The sequence below is a fragment of the Duganella kummerowiae genome, from assembly GCF_053572355.1.
Window position 1 is genome coordinate 1 of the sequence record NZ_JBKFEH010000031.1, and the last position, 17992, is coordinate 17992.

General features: G+C 56.1%; 15 protein-coding genes and 2 pseudogenes. 2 read left to right on the forward strand and 15 right to left on the reverse strand.

The features are described 5' to 3' along the window. Positions 1-222: 222 nt before the first annotated feature. From ACLB1G_RS27580 to ACLB1G_RS27610, 7 genes are all read right to left on the reverse strand, one after another. A complete protein-coding gene (locus ACLB1G_RS27580; RefSeq protein ID WP_491630480.1) occupies positions 223-435 on the reverse strand; it encodes a GIY-YIG nuclease family protein in 213 nt (70 codons plus the stop codon). Between the two features lie 9 nt (positions 436-444). Beyond that, positions 445-1155 (reverse strand): YgjP family zinc-dependent metalloprotease, encoded by a 711-nt coding sequence (locus ACLB1G_RS27585; RefSeq protein WP_491630481.1) that lies wholly within the window; start codon positions 1153-1155, stop codon positions 445-447. A gap of 3 nt (positions 1156-1158) precedes the next feature. Beyond that, the gene (locus ACLB1G_RS27590; protein ID WP_491630482.1) at positions 1159-4443 is read right to left on the reverse strand and encodes a type I restriction endonuclease subunit R; all 3285 of its coding nucleotides are present in this window, start codon (positions 4441-4443) and stop codon (positions 1159-1161) included. A 38-nt stretch (positions 4444-4481) separates the two neighbouring features. Then, complete coding sequence (locus tag ACLB1G_RS27595; RefSeq protein ID WP_491630483.1) at positions 4482-5825, reverse strand: restriction endonuclease subunit S; 1344 nt, start codon at positions 5823-5825, stop codon at positions 4482-4484. After that, positions 5822-7441: a type I restriction-modification system subunit M gene (locus tag ACLB1G_RS27600; protein ID WP_491630484.1), complete on the reverse strand. Its 1620-nt coding sequence runs from the start codon at positions 7439-7441 to the stop codon at positions 5822-5824. Before ACLB1G_RS27600 ends, ACLB1G_RS27595 begins: the two co-directional genes overlap by 4 nt. 71 nt (positions 7442-7512) lie before the next feature. Then, on the reverse strand, positions 7513-8424 hold the full coding sequence (locus tag ACLB1G_RS27605; protein WP_491630485.1) for an Abi family protein: 912 nt from the start codon (positions 8422-8424) through the stop codon (positions 7513-7515). A 250-nt stretch (positions 8425-8674) separates the two neighbouring features. Next, positions 8675-10441 (reverse strand): type I restriction-modification system subunit M/S, encoded by a 1767-nt coding sequence (locus ACLB1G_RS27610; RefSeq protein ID WP_491630486.1) that lies wholly within the window; start codon positions 10439-10441, stop codon positions 8675-8677. A gap of 263 nt (positions 10442-10704) precedes the next feature. On the opposite strand from ACLB1G_RS27610, the pseudogene ACLB1G_RS27615 reads away from it, so the two are divergent. Further along, positions 10705-10833, forward strand: a pseudogene (locus ACLB1G_RS27615) (IS3 family transposase); the annotation flags it as partial. A gap of 1 nt (position 10834) precedes the next feature. Here ACLB1G_RS27615 and ACLB1G_RS27620 read toward each other — a convergent pair. Together ACLB1G_RS27620 and ACLB1G_RS27625 are read right to left on the reverse strand one after the other, a co-directional pair. Continuing rightward, a pseudogene (locus tag ACLB1G_RS27620) lies at positions 10835-10996 on the reverse strand (IS3 family transposase); the annotation flags it as partial. A gap of 72 nt (positions 10997-11068) precedes the next feature. Further along, complete coding sequence (locus ACLB1G_RS27625) at positions 11069-11383, reverse strand: DUF3892 domain-containing protein (RefSeq protein ID WP_491630487.1); 315 nt, start codon at positions 11381-11383, stop codon at positions 11069-11071. Positions 11384-11524: 141 nt separating this feature from the next. Here ACLB1G_RS27625 and ACLB1G_RS27630 point away from each other — a divergent pair, with 141 nt between their 5' ends. Beyond that, the gene (locus tag ACLB1G_RS27630; protein ID WP_491630488.1) at positions 11525-12427 is read left to right on the forward strand and encodes an HNH endonuclease; all 903 of its coding nucleotides are present in this window, start codon (positions 11525-11527) and stop codon (positions 12425-12427) included. Positions 12428-12442: 15 nt separating this feature from the next. Here the strand turns inward: ACLB1G_RS27630 and ACLB1G_RS27635 are convergent, their stop codons facing one another. The 6 genes from ACLB1G_RS27635 to ACLB1G_RS27660 all read right to left on the reverse strand — a co-directional run. Then, positions 12443-12586 carry a hypothetical protein gene (locus tag ACLB1G_RS27635; protein WP_491630489.1) on the reverse strand — a complete coding sequence of 48 codons (144 nt, stop codon included), beginning with the start codon at positions 12584-12586 and terminating at the stop codon, positions 12443-12445. 89 nt (positions 12587-12675) lie between these two features. Continuing rightward, the gene (locus ACLB1G_RS27640) at positions 12676-13635 is read right to left on the reverse strand and encodes a hypothetical protein (protein WP_491630490.1); all 960 of its coding nucleotides are present in this window, start codon (positions 13633-13635) and stop codon (positions 12676-12678) included. Between the two features lie 97 nt (positions 13636-13732). Then, positions 13733-13999 carry a PAAR domain-containing protein gene (locus ACLB1G_RS27645; protein ID WP_491630491.1) on the reverse strand — a complete coding sequence of 89 codons (267 nt, stop codon included), beginning with the start codon at positions 13997-13999 and terminating at the stop codon, positions 13733-13735. 9 nt (positions 14000-14008) lie between these two features. Continuing rightward, positions 14009-14986 (reverse strand): T6SS immunity protein Tli4 family protein, encoded by a 978-nt coding sequence (locus ACLB1G_RS27650; protein WP_491630492.1) that lies wholly within the window; start codon positions 14984-14986, stop codon positions 14009-14011. Between the two features lie 76 nt (positions 14987-15062). After that, positions 15063-16766 (reverse strand): esterase/lipase family protein, encoded by a 1704-nt coding sequence (locus tag ACLB1G_RS27655; RefSeq protein ID WP_491630493.1) that lies wholly within the window; start codon positions 16764-16766, stop codon positions 15063-15065. 8 nt (positions 16767-16774) lie between these two features. Then, positions 16775-17992: type VI secretion system Vgr family protein (locus ACLB1G_RS27660; protein WP_491630494.1), on the reverse strand; the 1218-nt coding region annotated here is incomplete at its 5' end.

The window sequence follows — 17992 nt, forward strand, 5'->3', positions numbered from 1 at the left end:
GATCGACTCGCTGCTGCCATTTCCGAACTCTACGCAGTCCTGATCCTGCTGAACAGGTGGGGCGGCTGGCCGCTTACGTTTGATCGTCACTGTAGATGAACGCATAAGCTGAGAAATCAGGGCCCATAAGTTGAGAAACTTATGGGCCCTTTGTGTTTTATTTAACTGGACTATCAATGCTGATTTTGAAGCTCTTCAGGGTGGCCCTTGGTATTGACAAGTTCACTTGGTCAAAAAGTGAATCACAGACTGGATTTCATCAAGCGTAGTTACGAACCACTCATCGCCCGGTGCATCCTCCTTCCACCGGCCCCAAGCCTTCAACACGGAGTGAATTGCATCCTCAACCTGCGCTACCCGCCTTACCCTCCACCTCCCTAGAATCTCCGGCCGCTCAAAGAAACCTGCACCCTTGCGCTGGTGTCTCAGCAGCAAACCCTGACGCTATACCGCATCTCCAAAGACAGCCCGTTCTAACACCTCATGCTGGCGGTGCCAATCCGGCATATGCCTCGCTACCAGCGCCCAAAACGTCTTGGTGTGGTTCTTTTCGACGGTATGGCACAGCTCGTGTACTAGGATGTAATCCTGCACACTCGCCGGTAGCTCCATTATCCGGGGGTGAAACTCCAGCACATTGTGCACATCACAGCTCGCCCAACGGCTCTGGAAATGACGGACGCGGGCGCTATGGGCCTGAAGGCCTGTTTCCCGCTCCCAGTGCCGTAGTCGCATCAGCAGCTTCTCGTGGGCACGCTCTCGGTAAAAACGCTCTAGAATTTGCGCCAGCTTGTCCTGCTCAATGCTGCAGCCGTCCGGATTTTCGATTACGAAGCGCGATGCGGTGAAGGCCAACTTTGGCTTCGCTAGCTCAGGTGCGTGCCGCACCTCGGTGAAATAGCTGCGCCCGCAATAACGAAGCCGACTGCCGGTCACAATTGGCTCATTGGACTGTGGCAGATTCACCAGAGCCAGTTTCTCGCGTATCCAGCGGGCGCGGCGACGCACCAGCGCCTCCTGCTCTGGCTCGCCGACCAACGGTCCACGCAGCAGCACGGGTCGACCGCGCTCCACGGTCACGTAGTGACGCTTGAGCTTGGCATCCGGTTGGAACTGCCACTCGATGGTGGTCTGGCCGTATTGCAGCAGTGGCATGGGTCAGTTCTTCAGCAAGATGGTCAGGATATGGCCGGCGTGGCCGCGAGCCACCGAGCGCTGCCAGCCGGCAAGCGGTACTAGCAAGCCACCAATCCGCTTTTTCATTTCCGGGTGTAGGTCGGGCATCTGCTTCCAGTTGCCCGATGCCATGGCGTGGCTCAGGTCGGCATCCTCGAAAAGCTTGGTAGTGGCAACGCGGGCCGCATCGCTGGCCAGATGCGATTCCAGATAGTGGAATACCGCCGAATGGGCGGGGTTGGCGAAGCCGGTGTTGTCTTTGTCCTTGATGCGCTGACCGAATAGGTCGAGCTGCTCAAGGAACTGCGCTTGCGAGATACGGCCGGCTTTCTCTTCCGCCAGTAGCTTTTCCAGCTCTTCAGCCAGTTTGTCGAAGAACGCAGGGTCTTTGTCGCGACCGGTGACGATGGTGTGCTTCAGCTGGTTCTTCATCACCAGCGCCTGACTACCGGGGCTGGCCAGCTTTTTCAGGCGAGCCATGTCGGCCGCATTGAGAATCGACACTTCCTTGCCCAACAAGCTCTTGGCTGGGCTGGCGGCAATGTATTCGTCCAACAATTGCTGCAGCAGCACCGATTCCAGCTTGGTGATGCGCTCGCGGTGGGTAGCGCCCGGCAGCTTGTCGCGCAGCATTAGGCGGATTTCGGCGAAGAGTGTGAAGTAGGGCTTGAATGGCAAGCCACGTACATCGGGCAGGATGATGTCGATGCTGCGATTGAATTGCTTTACCAGTTCCAGAAACTCCTCGACGGCGTCCAGCCGGTTGGCCGGGTCGAGATAGCGTTCGGCATCATCCTTGTAGTCTTCCCGCTGCTTCACTGGGTCATGCTTCGTGGGCAGCAGCTTCAAGATGCGGTTGAGAGTCGCCTGCAGCTTGGGTAGCTCGCTTTCCACCCCTTCCCAGACTTGGGTCGGCTGTACCTCGCCGCCGTAAATCTTCAGTGCATGGTCGAGGTGTTCGACAACGCCGTGGTAATCCACGATATAGCCGGCATTCTTGCCGGCCATGGTGCGGTTCACCCGCGCAATGGCTTGCAGCAGGGCATGTTCCTTGAGCGGCTTGTCGAGGTACATTGTGCCGACGATGGGCGCGTCCCATCCTGTTAGCAGCATGTCGGACACGATGATAAGGCCGACGTTGTTGGCATGGACCTGGCCATCCTTGGCCTTGGTTTCATCGCCATAGGGCAGCGGGAAAAGCTTGCTGACGAAGTTGGCAATCTGCTCAAACGGCATCGCCACCGGTTCCTCGCCAGCCTTGATTTCCGCCTTCACCCGTTCTTCGATAGACTGCACTTTATCCGGGCTGACCTTGTACTCGGCCGCGGCCTCCTGCACCGATGCGCCCGTGCGCGAGGCCGTCATGCTAGCCAGCGATACCACTACTCTGCTTTGGAAAGTGGGCAATCCCTGCGCAGCACGCTCGTCCATGATGTCGTCGAGCAAATCCTTGTAGCGCACCGCCATATCGCGGCCATCGCATACCAGCATGGCCTTCAGGCCCTTGGCCTGCACATTGGTCAGGAAGTGCTCGACCAGATGGTTGGCAACCTGCTCCATGCGGTCGCCGGCCTGGCGCCAGCGCGCCAGTAATTTCTTCTTCAGCGCATGCTGACGGGCTTCGCTCTCCTTGGCGAACTGGTCCTTGAAGGCTTGGTCCAGTTTGGCATTGGGTGCCAGCGCTACCCACGCGTCCTGATATTTGATGGGCAAGGTCGCGCCATCGGCCACGGCCTCGTGCAGCCGGTATTCGTCGATATAGCTGTCGCCGCCAAACTCACCCAGCGTGTGCTTGTCCTCATTCAGCAGCGGCGTGCCGGTGAAGGCAATGAACTTGGCGTTTGGCAGGCTGGCGCGCATGAAGGCTGCCAGGAAGTCGTACTGGCTGCGGTGAGCCTCATCAACCAGTACATAGAAGTTTGGCTTAGCGCTCAGTACCCGGAAATGCACCTTCTCACGGCGGACTTCCTCCCACTTGGCCGGTAACAACGTGCCATCAGCGTCGTGCAGGCCGAAGTGAGCGTTACGCTCCTCAACCATGAAGAAGTCCTTGTCCACCCGCACCCGCCGATAACGGGTGGTCTGGAAGGTATCGTCTTCCTCGTCGGTCGCGGCGATGGGGGGCGCTTCTGCCGACGATTCGCTCTCCTGGAATTTCTGCACCGTGCTGGTGAATACGCTGCCGTAATCGTTGGACAGCATCTTCACCAAACCATCGACCGACACAGCCTGGATGGCCTGGATGCCGACAGCGTGGAAGGTATCGAAGATTTGCTTGTCGAGGTCACGCCGGTCTGTGAGTACCAGCACGGTCGGGTTGTTGAGGCCGGTGCTTTCGGCGCGCAGCATACGGGCCAGCAGTGCCATGGTCAGCGACTTGCCGCTACCCTGGGTGTGCCAAACCACGCCACCGATGGGTTTGGGGACCGTCAAGCGCGCAATGGCCTTTCGGACGGCCCGCCACTGCTGGTAACGCGGCAGCTTCTTGACCGTCTTGCCGTCGCGGGTCTCGAACAGAACGAAATGAGTGATGAGCTCGAGGAAACGGGTGGGCTCGAACAAGGCCCACAGCAGCTCGTCCTGTTCGCTGGGTTCAGCCCCCAGCCGTTTGGCCACCTCGGCACGCTCACCGTCCTGCAGGCGGTAATGGGCGTAGAAAGCGGGTGGCGTGAAAATGGCGCCGTACAGCCCTTGGCGACGGTTCAGCCCTACGCTGACCTGGTTGAACACAAACTGGGCCGGGAAGGTTGCGCGATAGCCATCCAGCTGTGCTAGCGCCTCATCGAGCCGATGGTGGCTGGCCTTGCACTCGATGATGGCCATTGGCAGACCGTTCACGAACAACAACAGGTCGGGCCGGAACACATCGTCGCCGGCATTGCGGCCCACGTATTGGTCAACCACGTGGAAATCGTTGTTGGCGGCGGTGCGGGCATCGAAGAAGCGCACACTGCGCGGCTTGCCGTCGGCGTCCTTCACCTGAATGTCGGAGCGATGCACTACCTGTTCCCAGAAGGCCTTGTTGGCCGGCAGCAGTTCGTCGTTGACCCGCTTGTGTAGTTCTACCAATGCCGCGCTGACGCCACCCGGTGCCTTGGCCAACCATGGATTCAGCGACAGCAGCCGGGGCGTGAGGACATCTTCCAGCACCGGGGCGAGGTGGCGGTATTCAACCTGAATCTCGCTACCGGGTTGGTGGGTGTAGCCCAGCTTAACCAGCCATTCGATGGCTGGGGCTTCGACACCGGTCTTTTCTGCACTGCCCATTTGGACTTTCTCCTTCGTGTTCTTGTTGTGACGGCTATTTATGCGGTGACAGTTTCAGCTTCCAGCTTGACCCACCACTCGCCGGTCAGCAGCTTCTGCATCAGACCGCGCTTCAACGCGCCACATGCCGCTTGTTTCGAATCAAGCGTCCGGAGTTTGGTGTCAACGTCATCAAGAATCTGACTAATCTTCCGCTGCTCGGCGAGAGGCGGAAGCGGCGCAATGATGTTGGCCAACGCGCTTAACCCAAGTGTTTTGTTCCTTCCGGCGCCTCCCGGTGAGGCCAATGTAAGTGAGGCAATGCCGGCAGGTGTCGTCAGATACTTGAATAAAAAGGCGGTGTCAGCTTGGGTCGCATCCACGACGCAAGTAATATACCTATGCGAGCCATAGCGACCGTCGTCCTCGGGCCTGGCCACCGCAACTGCACCTTCCCATGCGAACACGTTGGAGAACAGTAGGTCGCCAGCCCTAATCTGGAATAGCCGTTTGTTGCCGACCTCGGAGCCCAAGAGCGCCGGCTTGTGAAAGGTTCCCTTGCCATAGGAGCGCAGCCCAAGCTCTGGGTAAATTGCGTCAGGGTCAATTTCAACGGGGCGCCTAATCAGTGGAGCAATATCGCCAAGCCGCTTAGGGTTCCATAGCGCAGGAACAGACTGTGACGATATGCGCTTGAATTCTGTATGCGATAGCCATTCACCGTTGGCATCTTGGGTGCCAACACCCCGGCTGAACAGGATTTGCATCAGCCCGCGTTTGAGGGTCTGGGTGGCTTCAATCTGGCGGGCAATAACGTCCAGCTTATCGTCCACAGCCGTGAGTATGGCGGCGATTTTTTGTTGTTCGGGGAGTGGTGTACGGGGAATCGGCAACGAGAGAACTGTCTCTTTCGATATGTTCTTCATGCTGTTGCTAGTTCCTGTTGCGCCGGCAGCAATTAACCGGCGCATGCCCGGATGCTGCAACCAGTAAGACAACCAACGTTGGGAGTGGGGTCGCTCGGATGGTTCGGTTTGCCACAAGCGGTCAGGGAGGAAAAGGTTGGGAGCGTCCTTATCTACATAACCTGATTCACCGACAAGCGCAGGCGTATTCATACGGCTGATAATGATTCGGTCGCCGACAACACTTGTTGCAACTCTATCCGCATCTTCAGGAATGACAACTTTGTGTTGTTCAGGCAGAAACTTACCTCGCAGTACCGCACTGGTCTTCAAAACACCAATTTCATTGCCAATGCAGCCGGTGTCGGTTTCGACTGCGTTGACACTCACTCCTGCTTGAAGCACAGCAACAAAGTCGCCAACCACCCCCATTTCCCACTCGGATGCGATTGGGCCAACCGGCGTATCTTGGAACGAATCGCCATCAGAACGAATCATGCGCAAACCTCCAGTAGCCCCAGTTCGGCTAGATAGCTATTCAATCGCGCATCAATCTGCGCTTCTTCTAAGGCCAGTGCCGCCAATTGGCACAAGGTGGCGGCCACATCAACGGTCTCTTCGGTTTCGCCGTTGTCGATGTAGCGGGCAATGTTGAGGTTGCAATCGTTGTTGCGGATTTCATCCAACGTTACCACCCTGCAGTAGTTCTCCACCTCCATCTGGCGCTCGAAGGCTGCTTTGTGCGTACTGGCAATACGAGCGATGTCCTCGGGGCGGAGCCTGTTCTGTACCTTGTCATCACCAAAGTCTGCACTTGCATCAATAATGATGACTTTCCTCTTGAGTGCGATGGGCTTTCGCTTGTTCAGAATCAGCACGCAGGCAGGGATGCTGGTGTTATAGAACAGGGCCGAGGGTAGGCCGATGATGGCCTCGATAAGGTCACCGGGCTGGTTACCGCTGGCAGCATCGGTGCCAAACAGCAATCCTTCGCGAATCTTGCCTTCTTCGCCGCCACGGAATAGCACACCATGCGGCAGGATGACACCCATGCGGCCGTCGGCCTTGAGACTGGCCAGCATGTGCTGGGCGAAGGCCAGGTCGGCATAACCACGGGGCGGGATGCCATAGACGAAGCGGCCATAGTGGTCGCTGACCTGTTTATAGTTCGGCGCCTTGGGCTTCTTGTCGCTTTCCTGCTCGGCCTCGTTGGCCAATTCCAGCGGGGCCCACCAGGCTTTAGCCGAGAACGGCGGGTTGGCAATCACTCGGTCGAAGGTCTTGAGGTAGTCGCCATCAAGATGCTTGGGCTCGACCAGGGTGTCACCGCGCTCAATCTCGGCCCGCATGTTATGCAGGTAGAGGTTGAGCTTGGCGATAGCCCAGGTGCCCAGGTTTTTTTCCTGGCCGTACAGCAGTACATTGGGCTTATCGCCCAGCAGCAGGCCGCCCGGCAGCTTGGCGATATGGTGGGCGCTTTCCACCAGCATGCCGCCACTACCACAAGTGGGGTCGTACACGCTCATGCCCGGCTGCGGGTCGAGGAGTTCCACCACCAGCTGAACTACGCCCTTAGGGGTGTAGAACTCGCCGCCCTTCTTTCCGGCATCGTCGGCGAACTGCTTAATGAGGTATTCGTAAGCATCGCCCAGCATGTCGGCCTTGTAGAGGTCGTCATTGCCGAGCTTGTACTGGTTAAAGTGGCGCAACAGCCGTTGGAGGGTATGGTCGGACAGCACGCGCTTGTCGCCATACTGGGTGGCGGTGAGCACATGTTGCAGGTCGTTGCCTTTCACCCCGGCTTCGATGTCGTGGAAGGCCTTGTCGAGCGCTTCGCCGATGTTCTCAGTACGGGTAATGAGCCATTCCCAGCGGGTGGTGACCGGAAAGGCGCCAATGTCGTCGCTGACTTCGGCATAGGCCTCTTCGCGGCTGATGCTTTCTTCCCTCATCAGCTTGGCCACGCGCTCTTCGAATACATCGTTGAAGCGCTTTAGGAACAGAAGGCCGAAGATGTAGTTCTTGAAGTCGGACGAGTCGATAGAACCGCGCAGGATGTTGGCGGATTCCCAGAGCCAGGATTCGAGGGTTTCGAGGGTAAGTGTATTGGCCATGATTTTTTTGCGACCTATTTAGGCCTAAATAATATTTGGTAAGGTTTTGTGTTCATGGTGTTTCGGCGCGCCTACGCTGCTAGCACCCACAAACTGCGCTGCTGCCAATCCGCGGGAAAGCCCATCCGCGTGGTATCAATCTCCGGGTGTACCGTAATTAGGTCGCGGACTTGCCGGCGCCAGGTATGGTTCGGGCTCATCAGGTCGAGCAGGTAAGCCAGCATGGTCAATGTGTTGTAGAGCAGCTGGGTTTCGCCAGGGTTAAACGCGGCCGCGATGTTTTTCGGCTTCTTGCTGGGGGGCGCAAAGCGGAATGCAAAGCGTCGGTTCCAAACCCGGCCGTGGTGCGCGCAGTGGTTGCGAACCACGGTAAGGTGGTGAGCAAACGAGACCAGAACGCGTTCATCCAGTCCATACGGATTAGCAATGCGCTGGCGGTCCTCAGCGTGCTTTAAGTTCTTGAGCCAGCGCGATAGATGACCCAACGTCATCAACTCGGCGGAAACCCATATGGGCGGCGTGCTGAGTTCTGGGTAACGGCTACGGTAGTGCTTGGCGAAGGTTTCACGGCTGCGCTGATATTCTTTGAGCAACTCACCCTTGCTAATACCCCAATCCTCTAGGTTGTTAAAAAGGGTTGGGTCATCATGCGCAAAGGCGCCATAGCGGTCAGCCAGATGCTGGGCTAGCGTGGTGCGCAGCGAGATTTCTACCCGTTCGATAGCATCCAGCAACAACAAACGCAGCTCGCGGTCGAACACATAGGTCGCCAGCACTGTCTCGAAGTTGGTGCCAGGCACGAAGGCGTGGTCGTCCCCGTTGTTCGGTTCGGTCTCGAACGGCAACCAGTAGGCCCGCAAGCGGTAATAGTTGATATGGCTGAGGTAGTGCTTGGCGCGAGCACGGTCAGGAACCGTCATGCCGCGCTTTTGCAGTAGGTCGATTTGCGCATCGACGCTGAGGGACGGCTTAGTGAATGCCATTTCCGTCCCCAGAAACGAGAAACCCGCCTGGTGCGCATCGTGGAGAGGCGTGGCGGGTGTTGTTGGTAGTATGGTACCCATTGAGTACGCAAATGTCTACCAGTCCCGCCGCTTTTCGCCGTAAGGTATTGTTTTTCTTCATTTCACTTGTTCCTCCAACATCTTCATCTTGTGCGCAGTGGGTCCCATCAGTGGGGCGACACCTGCCGCGGTATGGGCGTGATTCTTGTCGTTTCATACCATTGGTCTCTCAGCCTGCATCACCCGGCCAGCGTCGCCGAGCGATGTCCGTGATTTCTTCCTCTAGGTCGGCAATCTGCTGCTCTAGCTCGCACAGTCGCTCATAGTCATGTTGGATTTGCCTGCACTGCTCTACCGACGGTACCGGTATCGAGACAGCGCTTTGGAGCGTGTTGGGGCTAATGTGCGGTACCCCTGCGCCAACTTGCAGGCCAGCTAGCTGAGACTGACCGTGGGGTGACTTGAGATACATGACGAGCATCTCGGGTGACAGGTGTTTATCGCCCTGATTGGGATTCCGGCGTAATGCGAGACAGCTCTGCGACACCACGGTTGGCCGGTGCTGTGCAGACGAGCCCATCAGCGCGACTCGCCCGACCGAACCTTTGATGGCAATCACGACGTCCCCAGGCCTGACCAGCGCAGAATCCTTGGGGGCAGATTTCAGGTAAGTCGTCTTGGCGATGGCATGACTGATAGGCTGCCATTTATTCATGTCCGGCAGCCCCACTTCGACAACTTCGAACGGGCTGATATCTCTGGAAGTGGCTAACGGCCGCACTGCTTCGAAGAGGTCGCCAAGTTTGACTACCTCATCCCCCAGGTCAACGACTTTCCTCAGATAGCGCGAAGGGGCCAAGCTCAGCTCGTTTGCCCCGATTTCGTCGCGACTTACCTGCCGAGCCTTATCGGTTGTGCGCTGTTCAAGGATCATCTCGTGGGCCCCCGACAAGATATCCCCAGCCTCCTGGAGTAGACGGCGGCCGCTGACAAGGTCGGCCATAAAAACGGCATCAGTTGGCCCATCAGCGCTGAACGTGAGAATGGCACCGGGTATCGTCGTCGCGCCGAACGTGCCCGGCGGCAAGGCAATAACTGTATTGAGCGTGCTCGATGGACGTCTACGGTTTAGTAGATAGTCGCGCAAGCGCTGTTCTTGGCCTGTGGCGAACAAAACGCCTTGCGGTGCCACAAAAACCGCTCGCTGCTTGATGCGATTCACGAATTCAACCAACGCCCAGGATTCGCTACGCGTAAATTGCTGGTAGGGGCGAGTTCCTCTGATGTCCCAGCCCCACATCCGGTCGTCGTTTACCAGCACTCCAAATGGCGGAACGATGAGGCCATAGTCAGCAACCAGTGCTGGAGAGTCTGCCTCGCCACCGCCAAATTCCATCCGGACAGTTCGCGGCTGCGGGTCCCCTGTTTCAATCGTCAAAAGGAGCTGTTGGAACAGCGGATTGAATGCCATTGGCGAGGTTGCAAGAACTCGCCAGCCGCGACGCAGCGCCTCGATGGTCAACTGTCCCTTAACGTCGAATGGTATCCAGACTTCACTGTCCGGTGGTGCGCCAACCAAATCCAGTAACAAGGAAGACAGCTCCGGTATCAACGTGCCTTCTGCCTCGCCACGGCGACCTGATGATACGGAGAGGCAAGACAAGACATCCCAACACTGCTCGCCAAGTTCCCTGTCCAGCGCGGAAACGACCGCTACTGCTTGCCTATCGATGTCATGATTTAAAGCGGATTTCCGATTTACTTCGACAAGTTGATGGGCTTCCGTCGGAAATCCTGCTTCCAGCAACTTCAACCAAACTGCCGAATCGACGAGTTCTTCAATCGAAGAAATATCCCCAGCTTGTCGCAAGGTCACCATGCGCCCAGCGGCGAGCCAGGCTAGTGCGAACAGTTGGCTGTCGTAGACACCATCGAGACGTGTAAGGTCTGCGAGTTGCCAGAAAGCCCGTGCGGCTGGGGTATCGATTGAGGCCATCGTGCTGTCGAAAAGAAAGAAGTCCAGCACATAGTACCAACCATATACGGATATTGCAAGTCGTAGCGAGCTACGAAGTTTGTGCGCTAGGGCCCGTACTTTGGTGCGGGTGCATAAAGTGGCTACGGACCACACATATAGCGTGTAATTTGTAAGCCGCAATATTTCAGCTAGCGAGCCTAAGTCTTTGTATTGCTTGCTTGAAAGTCTTGAATCGCCCCGGGTTTGAAGGAGGCTTCGACATTTGAGAAAATGGAGCCACCATGAAGAAATCAGTCCGATATTTCCCGGAAGTGATGGAGCGCGCCGTGCGCATGGTCCAAGAGGCAGGCAGCGAGTACGAGTCGCACTGGGCGGCGATCACGTCCATCGCAGCCAAGATAGGCTGTAATGCTCCCGTACCCAACGCCGCAGGGTTTCCGGCGTAGAGCTGATCTTGTTGACGATGGACGTGATCGCCGCCCACTGCGAATCATGCTGGCTTGCCGATTCCTCGACCATACGTACAGCGCGCTCCATCACCTCAGGAGAATATCGTGCAGATTTCTTGTTCATGGCTCCATTCTCTCAAAGATTGGAGACTCCCAGATTTCCGGGCCGGTTCACCCTGACCGGGATCGACGAGGTCTAGATCAGCTCACAATCATCGCCGCAGGCCCGAAGCATGAGCAACTCATCATTAAAAAGCTCGTCCTGATTAGGGGCTCGCAAATAAGGCTCGGTTTTCGCCTCAATGACGACGGCGACATAGAAGCGTTCGCCTGTGACCTCATCGGCAACGTAGAACGCCTGAGTCATGGACGCGATCCTGTCAATCGCCGACTCCCGCGTGATCATCCACTGATTGTGAGTGTTGCCGATGTGGGTAATTTGCTCGTGGGGGTCGCGACGGTAGGGCCGACGGGGAAGCTTACGCACGCAGTTGATTTCGTACTCGGTCATTCGCGTCTCCTTGATGATAGATGAGACTCGGTGACCGGGCTTTCAGTTCCACAGCATTGCTGGCAGTGGCTGATACTAAAAAGAACCCGCCAGTGCCGATCAATAGTATGATGCCAAAAGGAAAACTACCAAAGGTCGTAGATGGAGTTCTACTGGGTGAACGTCGGCACCACGTACAGGACCGTAATTGATCAGCACTTCTTGTGGGCACCGGATAGCGCTGTATCGGGAAGCAAGCCCGTCACGCGTCTGCACTGGGACAACGTGCGGCAGGTAAAGGCGGGCGATATCATCTTCTGCTGGTACGACCAACGCATCAGCTTCTTGGCGGTCGCTACCGCAGACTCCTTCCGCGCAGCGCGGCCGCAGACCTCATCCTTCAACGAGTGGGAAAGCATAGGCTACCGGGTGGACGTGAACATCATCGAGTTCGACCGCAAGGTGCACCGCGACGAAATCTCGGCGGAGTTCATCAGGCGCTTCGACACGCGCACCCGGCCCTCCGTCTTCAACAGCAAGGCGACCCTGAACCAGATTTACATGGCGCATCTGCCCCAGGACGCCGCGCTATTCTTGCTGGAGACGGTGCAGCAATCTGGCTTGTTCGAACAAACGCTGATCGACGCGGCCGAAGCCGCACCGAAAAAACTTCCCGCAACCACGCGCACGGCGCTGGTACAAGCACGCATCGGCCAAGGCAAGTTCAGAGCAGACTTGATCCAGCGCTGGCAAGGGAAATGCGCGCTGACGGGGCTCAAAAATGTGGACCTCATGGTCGCCTCCCACATCGACGCGTGGGCGCTGTGCGACAACGTCGCGCGGCTGGATCCCGACAACGGCCTGCTGCTGGCGCCGCACATCGACCGCCTGTTCGATCGTGGCCTGATCAGCTTCTCGAACAGCGGCGCACTGCAGGTCAGCGAGCAGTTGGACAGCGAAGACCGCCGCATCTTCTCGCTGGATCGGTTCACGCACATCTACGCCCTCACCGAGGGCAATCAACAATACCTGGCCAAACACCGGACCCGCTTCAACTTCAACTAGCCATACGGCTTGTCATCAACCCGTTGCCGATGATGGCGACAAGTAGGCGTCGCCGGAGAAGTCGATGAAGCCCGTCACCTGGACGATGGCGGGCACGACGCCGGTGGTGTAGCCATCGGCTAAGTAATCATCGGGCAGCTGTATCAGGCCTTGCGCCATGTCAGCCTCCTTCACGCGGCAGGGAGCGCCCAGTCTGACACTCGACCACTGCCTACCGCCTGCCGGCAGCCGCCCCCCCCTGCTGCCTGTCAGCGAGTGATGCGATCCCAGCCCTCGCGCACGGCGTCCTTGAACTTGTCCCAGCTCGATTGCGGGTAGCTGCGCTCCCAGGTGCCGCGTAGGTCGTTTTCGGCGTCGTCCCAGGAGCGGCCCTGGTAGGCCGAGCTGCCAGCCATGCTGTGGCCGTAGCGGTAAGCGGGGTCGAATTCCTGGTAAGTGCCGCCGGCGTAGGAATAGGTCTTGTCCCAGTGCGAGCGGAAGTAGAGGTCGTCCTCGTCATTGAAGTCGCCGCCGCGCTGGATGGCCAGGCTGTCCTCGTTGGGCGCAGGCGGCACGCTGCTGCGCGGGTAGACGCGGCTGGTGCTGCGCTCGGTGCGCTGGCCGGCGCTGAGCGGGTCGTTCACGCCCAGGGCGTTGCCCAGGGTGCTTTCGCGCTGCAGCGAATCGGAGCTGGACAGGCCTTGCTGCGAGCGGCCCAGGTCGCCCTGCGGCTGCAGGGGCGCGCCTTGCGGCTGCAGCGGGGCGCTGGAGCTGGACGACTGCAGCGAGCTGCTTTGCTGCGCGCCCAGGCCGGCCTGGGACATGCCCACGCCGCTGCGCATGGCGTCGGCGCCGGTCCAGGCGCCGCTGCGCCAGTCGGTCTCGTGCTCGTCGATGTCCAGCGGGCTGAAGGCTTCGATGATGTCGGAGGCGCGATCGGCTTCATCCTCGGTGATGGTCTGCACGGTCAGGACCACGTGGCCGCGGCTGACGGCGCCGGCGTAGATATGGCGGTCCTCGTGCTCGTCGCCGAACAGCTTCTGGAAGAAGTGCTTGATACTACCGGTGATGGAGTCGTCGTCGTGCGTGCGCGACTCTGCGCTGGATGCCACGGTGGTGGAATCGCTCAGGCTGATGTCGTTGATGGCGAAGCCGCCGGACACCAGTTCGGCCTTGGCGCGCTCGGCGTCGGAGCGGGTTTCGAATACTGCTGCCAGAGTGTGGCTCATGGTGGTCTCCTTGTTGACGTTGGACTGCGATGGGAGGCCAGTGTACGTTTTCGCAAGGAGGCTCAGCGCGCGTTTGCCGCTGGGAAAAGATGCGGGGTCAGGCGCTGCTGAAGGTGCCGATGGTGGAGACCAGCGTGGCGCCGCAGCTGGTCTTGTCGCCGTGGTAGGCGACCTGTTTGCCGTTGATGGTGTGGCGGGCGTTGCCGCTGACGATGGTGCAGCCCTGGTGGCCCTGGATCGGGCAGCTGCAGCTGTCGCCGACCAGGGCCACCGGCTTGCCACTGACAGTGAAGTGCGGCGCGCCGGTGCTGGTGACGGCGCCGCCGTGGGTGGTGGGGTCGCCTAGGCGGATGATGTTTTTCATTTTGGTTTCTCACTTGATGGCCGAGACGGGGCGTACGCGGATGGAGCTGGTCAGCTTGTCCCATATTTGGATGGCTTCCTCGTCAGAGATGCTGGCCCGTACCGCACTCATTCGGTTTCCTCTCAGCCCGGTGTGCATTTCGACATCCAGCAATGGCAGCAGCGGATCTCCGGGCTTGCCTTGACTAACGAATCGAAATTCGTGCGATTCCTCTTCCTGTCCCGATTTGGGCTTGCGGAAGAGAAGCTCATAGCCATCCCATGCGCCGATAGAGCGTTTGCCGCGGCGTAGCGTCTTCACCCGGGAAAACCACGAGCCTTTACCTTCCAGACGCCAATTTTCTTCAGTGCGCTTGATCATATCCGGCAAGGCGTCTGATTGAACAAACTCACTTTTTTTCCGGACCGATATCGATAGATGTACATCCGAATACTCTTGCAAGCGAATACCTAATGTAACACCCTCCATGCCACCTTCTCGATTATCTGTGATAAACCCGCCATCGACACACAAGCCAGGGATAACCGGCACCTCATCATCAGTGCGACGCCTGAAGTTGAGACCGAACGTCCTCAAGTTGCTGACGACTTTCTCATAACTATTTTTTTTGGATGGGGAGTTCAACCAATACGAAAACAATTCTCCATCAAGTAGGATAAGAGACTCAATCTTATAATCAGACCCAATAGCATTGCTAACTCCGAATACGATTTTTTGGTAAGGTACAGATCCATCTATACTTTTGGCCAACATCGAATCCTCAGCCAGTAGCTCATCATAGGCCTTCCACCGATTATCTACGATTACACTAATCTTTTCAGAAATTATTTCTCCAATAGATCGTTTGTCGTGATCAAGCCTGGCAAAATAATAAGGAACGTGCGCGGGGCCAAACACGACAGTTGATTTGTTCGGCACGTCAACTAAAAACCTACCGAAACATACAGTCCTTGTTTCCCCAACCACGTTTATCTTAAATTCATGCATTGGTTTCTCCAGTCTGGCCGCGAATAATACGGAAGTAAGAACGGGAAATATAGACACCAGGATAATGGATTTCTTTCTAAACTGCATTATCCCACCTCATTTTAGCGATTATTTTAACAATCGAATAAAACGTAGAATGTAGCGCATCACTATTACTGTAGCTATCCTGATGATCGTAACCGAGCTGGCGAAAAATTCCGGAGAATTTTCCACTAGTGAGCTGAGACTCTGCAGAACGCAATGGAACTGTTTGATCGCCTGCACCACGGCTTTTTCCTAATTTCGCTTTCAAAAGCATTTCGTTTACGCCAAGGCGACCTGGCAGCCGAGGCCGACATTCTGGATCAATCATGGTGATTTCCGTTTGGCCTTCAAAAATAATCACTAGACGATCTGATGCTACGATATCAAATCTTTCATTCACCTCCCAAACAATCTTTTCCCAAGATCGTTGACCTGGATCGGCTCCGTAGTGTGCATAGCTTACTGGATGGTAACTAGATCGTATTAGTTCGTGAAATTTTTTTGCCTGCTCGAGTAAATTCAAGGTGTTTTCAAATCCTATGCCTGGGAGCTCAGCCGGGTTTATCCATTTTTCCCGAAGTAGACCGTACCACCTTCCACGCAGTGAATATATTTCTCCGTAAGGATCGCCCTTTTTTGGCAAAGATCTAAGGAGGACTCCATTTTTCCTTATCTCCAACCAATCATTTCCGTAGTCAGAAGTGGGCAATAGCTCAAGCCCGCCTGGAGAATTTGCTAGAACGGCCGTCACCTCGCTTCCAAAGTTACCTAGTATTTTGGGCGCGGGGTTAGCGTGGATGAGCGCCTCCTCGAACCCACACCGGATTCTCCTGTACGCGGCAGGGGCGCCTATCGCTGGCATAACGCCATGAACCACACCAAGCACTAAATCCTTTATATTGCCGATACCGGGATGAACAACACCTCGCGCTACCAGTCCCCCCATCGAGTGCGTCACCAAAATGACTTTCTCGCATTGATATCCTTCAGATTTGTACTGGCTAACTAATCTCTTGATTCTAATTGCAATTTGTTTTGCCGAATCACGGTTGGACTTTAGCCAGTTATAACCCATGGCATGCACAGGAAAAAAGCAATCCTTTAACGCAGCTTGCTTCTCGGACCTACTCAATGGACGCAAGAGCGGTAACGGGGCCGCACCAAAGGTCGCTGGGTCTGTATCCACAATATGTTGCCAATCCCACTCAAAATCTCTATTGAGTATGGTCTCGCAATTTTCCAGCAACTTACGGTAGCTGCTAAAGTAAATTTCGCCCCAACCCCTCGACATCGCTTTTTGCTCTTTTGATTTTCCATCACGCTGAGTTAGCAAGTCATCAGTTAACAATGGGGTATTTCCTGCAGCACTTAGACCTACGCGTAACGAAGAGTTCATATGCCTTTCCGCTGCCGTTTCAGACGAGCCGGTAAGATTTTTGACTGGATCATAAACATCAACTTCGGCTTCATTTGGATCCAGCCGCAACTGCCTCTCCGCAGGGGATTCATTTATGGTCATCCCTGTTGCCAACGCCCTATCCGGACGCCAAGCTATGTTATCTTTCTTATTTAGCTGTTTTTGCCTGCTTTCGGAGATGATCAAATTGCTACCCATTATCCCTGGCAGGAAGACGATCGGTAGGACCTTTTTAGGTGGCACATGAACTTTCTGTGGAGTTCGATCCTCCTTTGGCGTACAACATCCTTCCGCGGTTAGTCCGTCGTTGGTCCGTTTTGGTTGAATCGTCGCACCCATGACACCTCCTAATCCAAGATCGTTATCTTGAAAGATGCAAAAGGCATCTTGGAAGAAAAGCGTTCTGTTAGCCCAGCCTCATCTGTTTCTCCCTCAATCACACTGCCATCCTCGATCTCTATCCTGTATTTTCTTTTTGGCAGTGGCTCCTCGGTCTTCAGGTCAACTACGAGAACGCGTTGATCATGCTCTACATTGGACACCGGGAATTTCAGTTCGTCCATACTGCTGTCACTACCGCCTTCATGAATAAAATTCGAGGATTTAATGATATGGTTGCCGCTACTTTTTTGCTCAATAACTCCGTCCGCGTACCTAACTGAACAGCCGGAAGCAATCAGATCAATTTGCGGAGCCTGAATTTCAATCCCGGCGCTAGCGATCAGCTTTATTTTCCCTAGAGAAATAATTTCGATGTCGCCGTCTTGTGACTGAATTTTTACGTTACCTGACGCGGCAATAATCTTTATTCCGATCTTGAAGGCAAATATGCTGATACCTCGCATTGCCCTCATAAAGATGTTATGTGAGGCTGATGTGATCACATTTTTCCCAACAAATTTAGAGCTATCTTTTGCGCATACCGAAAGAGATTTCTGGCTTCCTATAAATGCTCCTTGCGAAGCGCTCACACCAACGATTCCAGCCACCTCCTCGCCACTTGGCATGCCCCACGCCTGAAACTTCGGCAGTAAATCGTGATCTATTTCCTCAGCTTTCTGATCAAGATGTTTTTCCTCCAAGTTCGACAATTGCTGTACCAACATTTCGCCGAATTCTGCAGTATCCAGAAGTTCGTTCCTTTCAAGCAGGGTCTGGTCCTTAAAGTTCTTGCCTGCAGAAATTAATACTCCCTGCGCACCGCGAAGTACACTCGACGCATCACTACGTAACTCTGCCCCCTCGCCTCGGAATTTGCCGTTTCCCTTGCCTCTCGCCTCTGTCAGCAAACCGACATTCAACTCGCTCCGAGCATGATCGCTAGCCAACTGCACACTTATCTCCCCCGGCGTATCATCAAACCGAAGCTGATTGGCCCGGCCGCCATTCACCTCGCGGCTTTTCATGCCGGACAGGTAGCGGTTCTCCGGCAGCTCGCCCTGGCCTAGCGCCGGCGGCAGTCCCGCACCGTTGTACAGCTGGCCGACGATCACCGGCTTGTCCGGATCGCCGCCCATGAAGGCCACCAGCACCTCGGTGCCCACGCGCGGCAGGCCCAGGAAGCC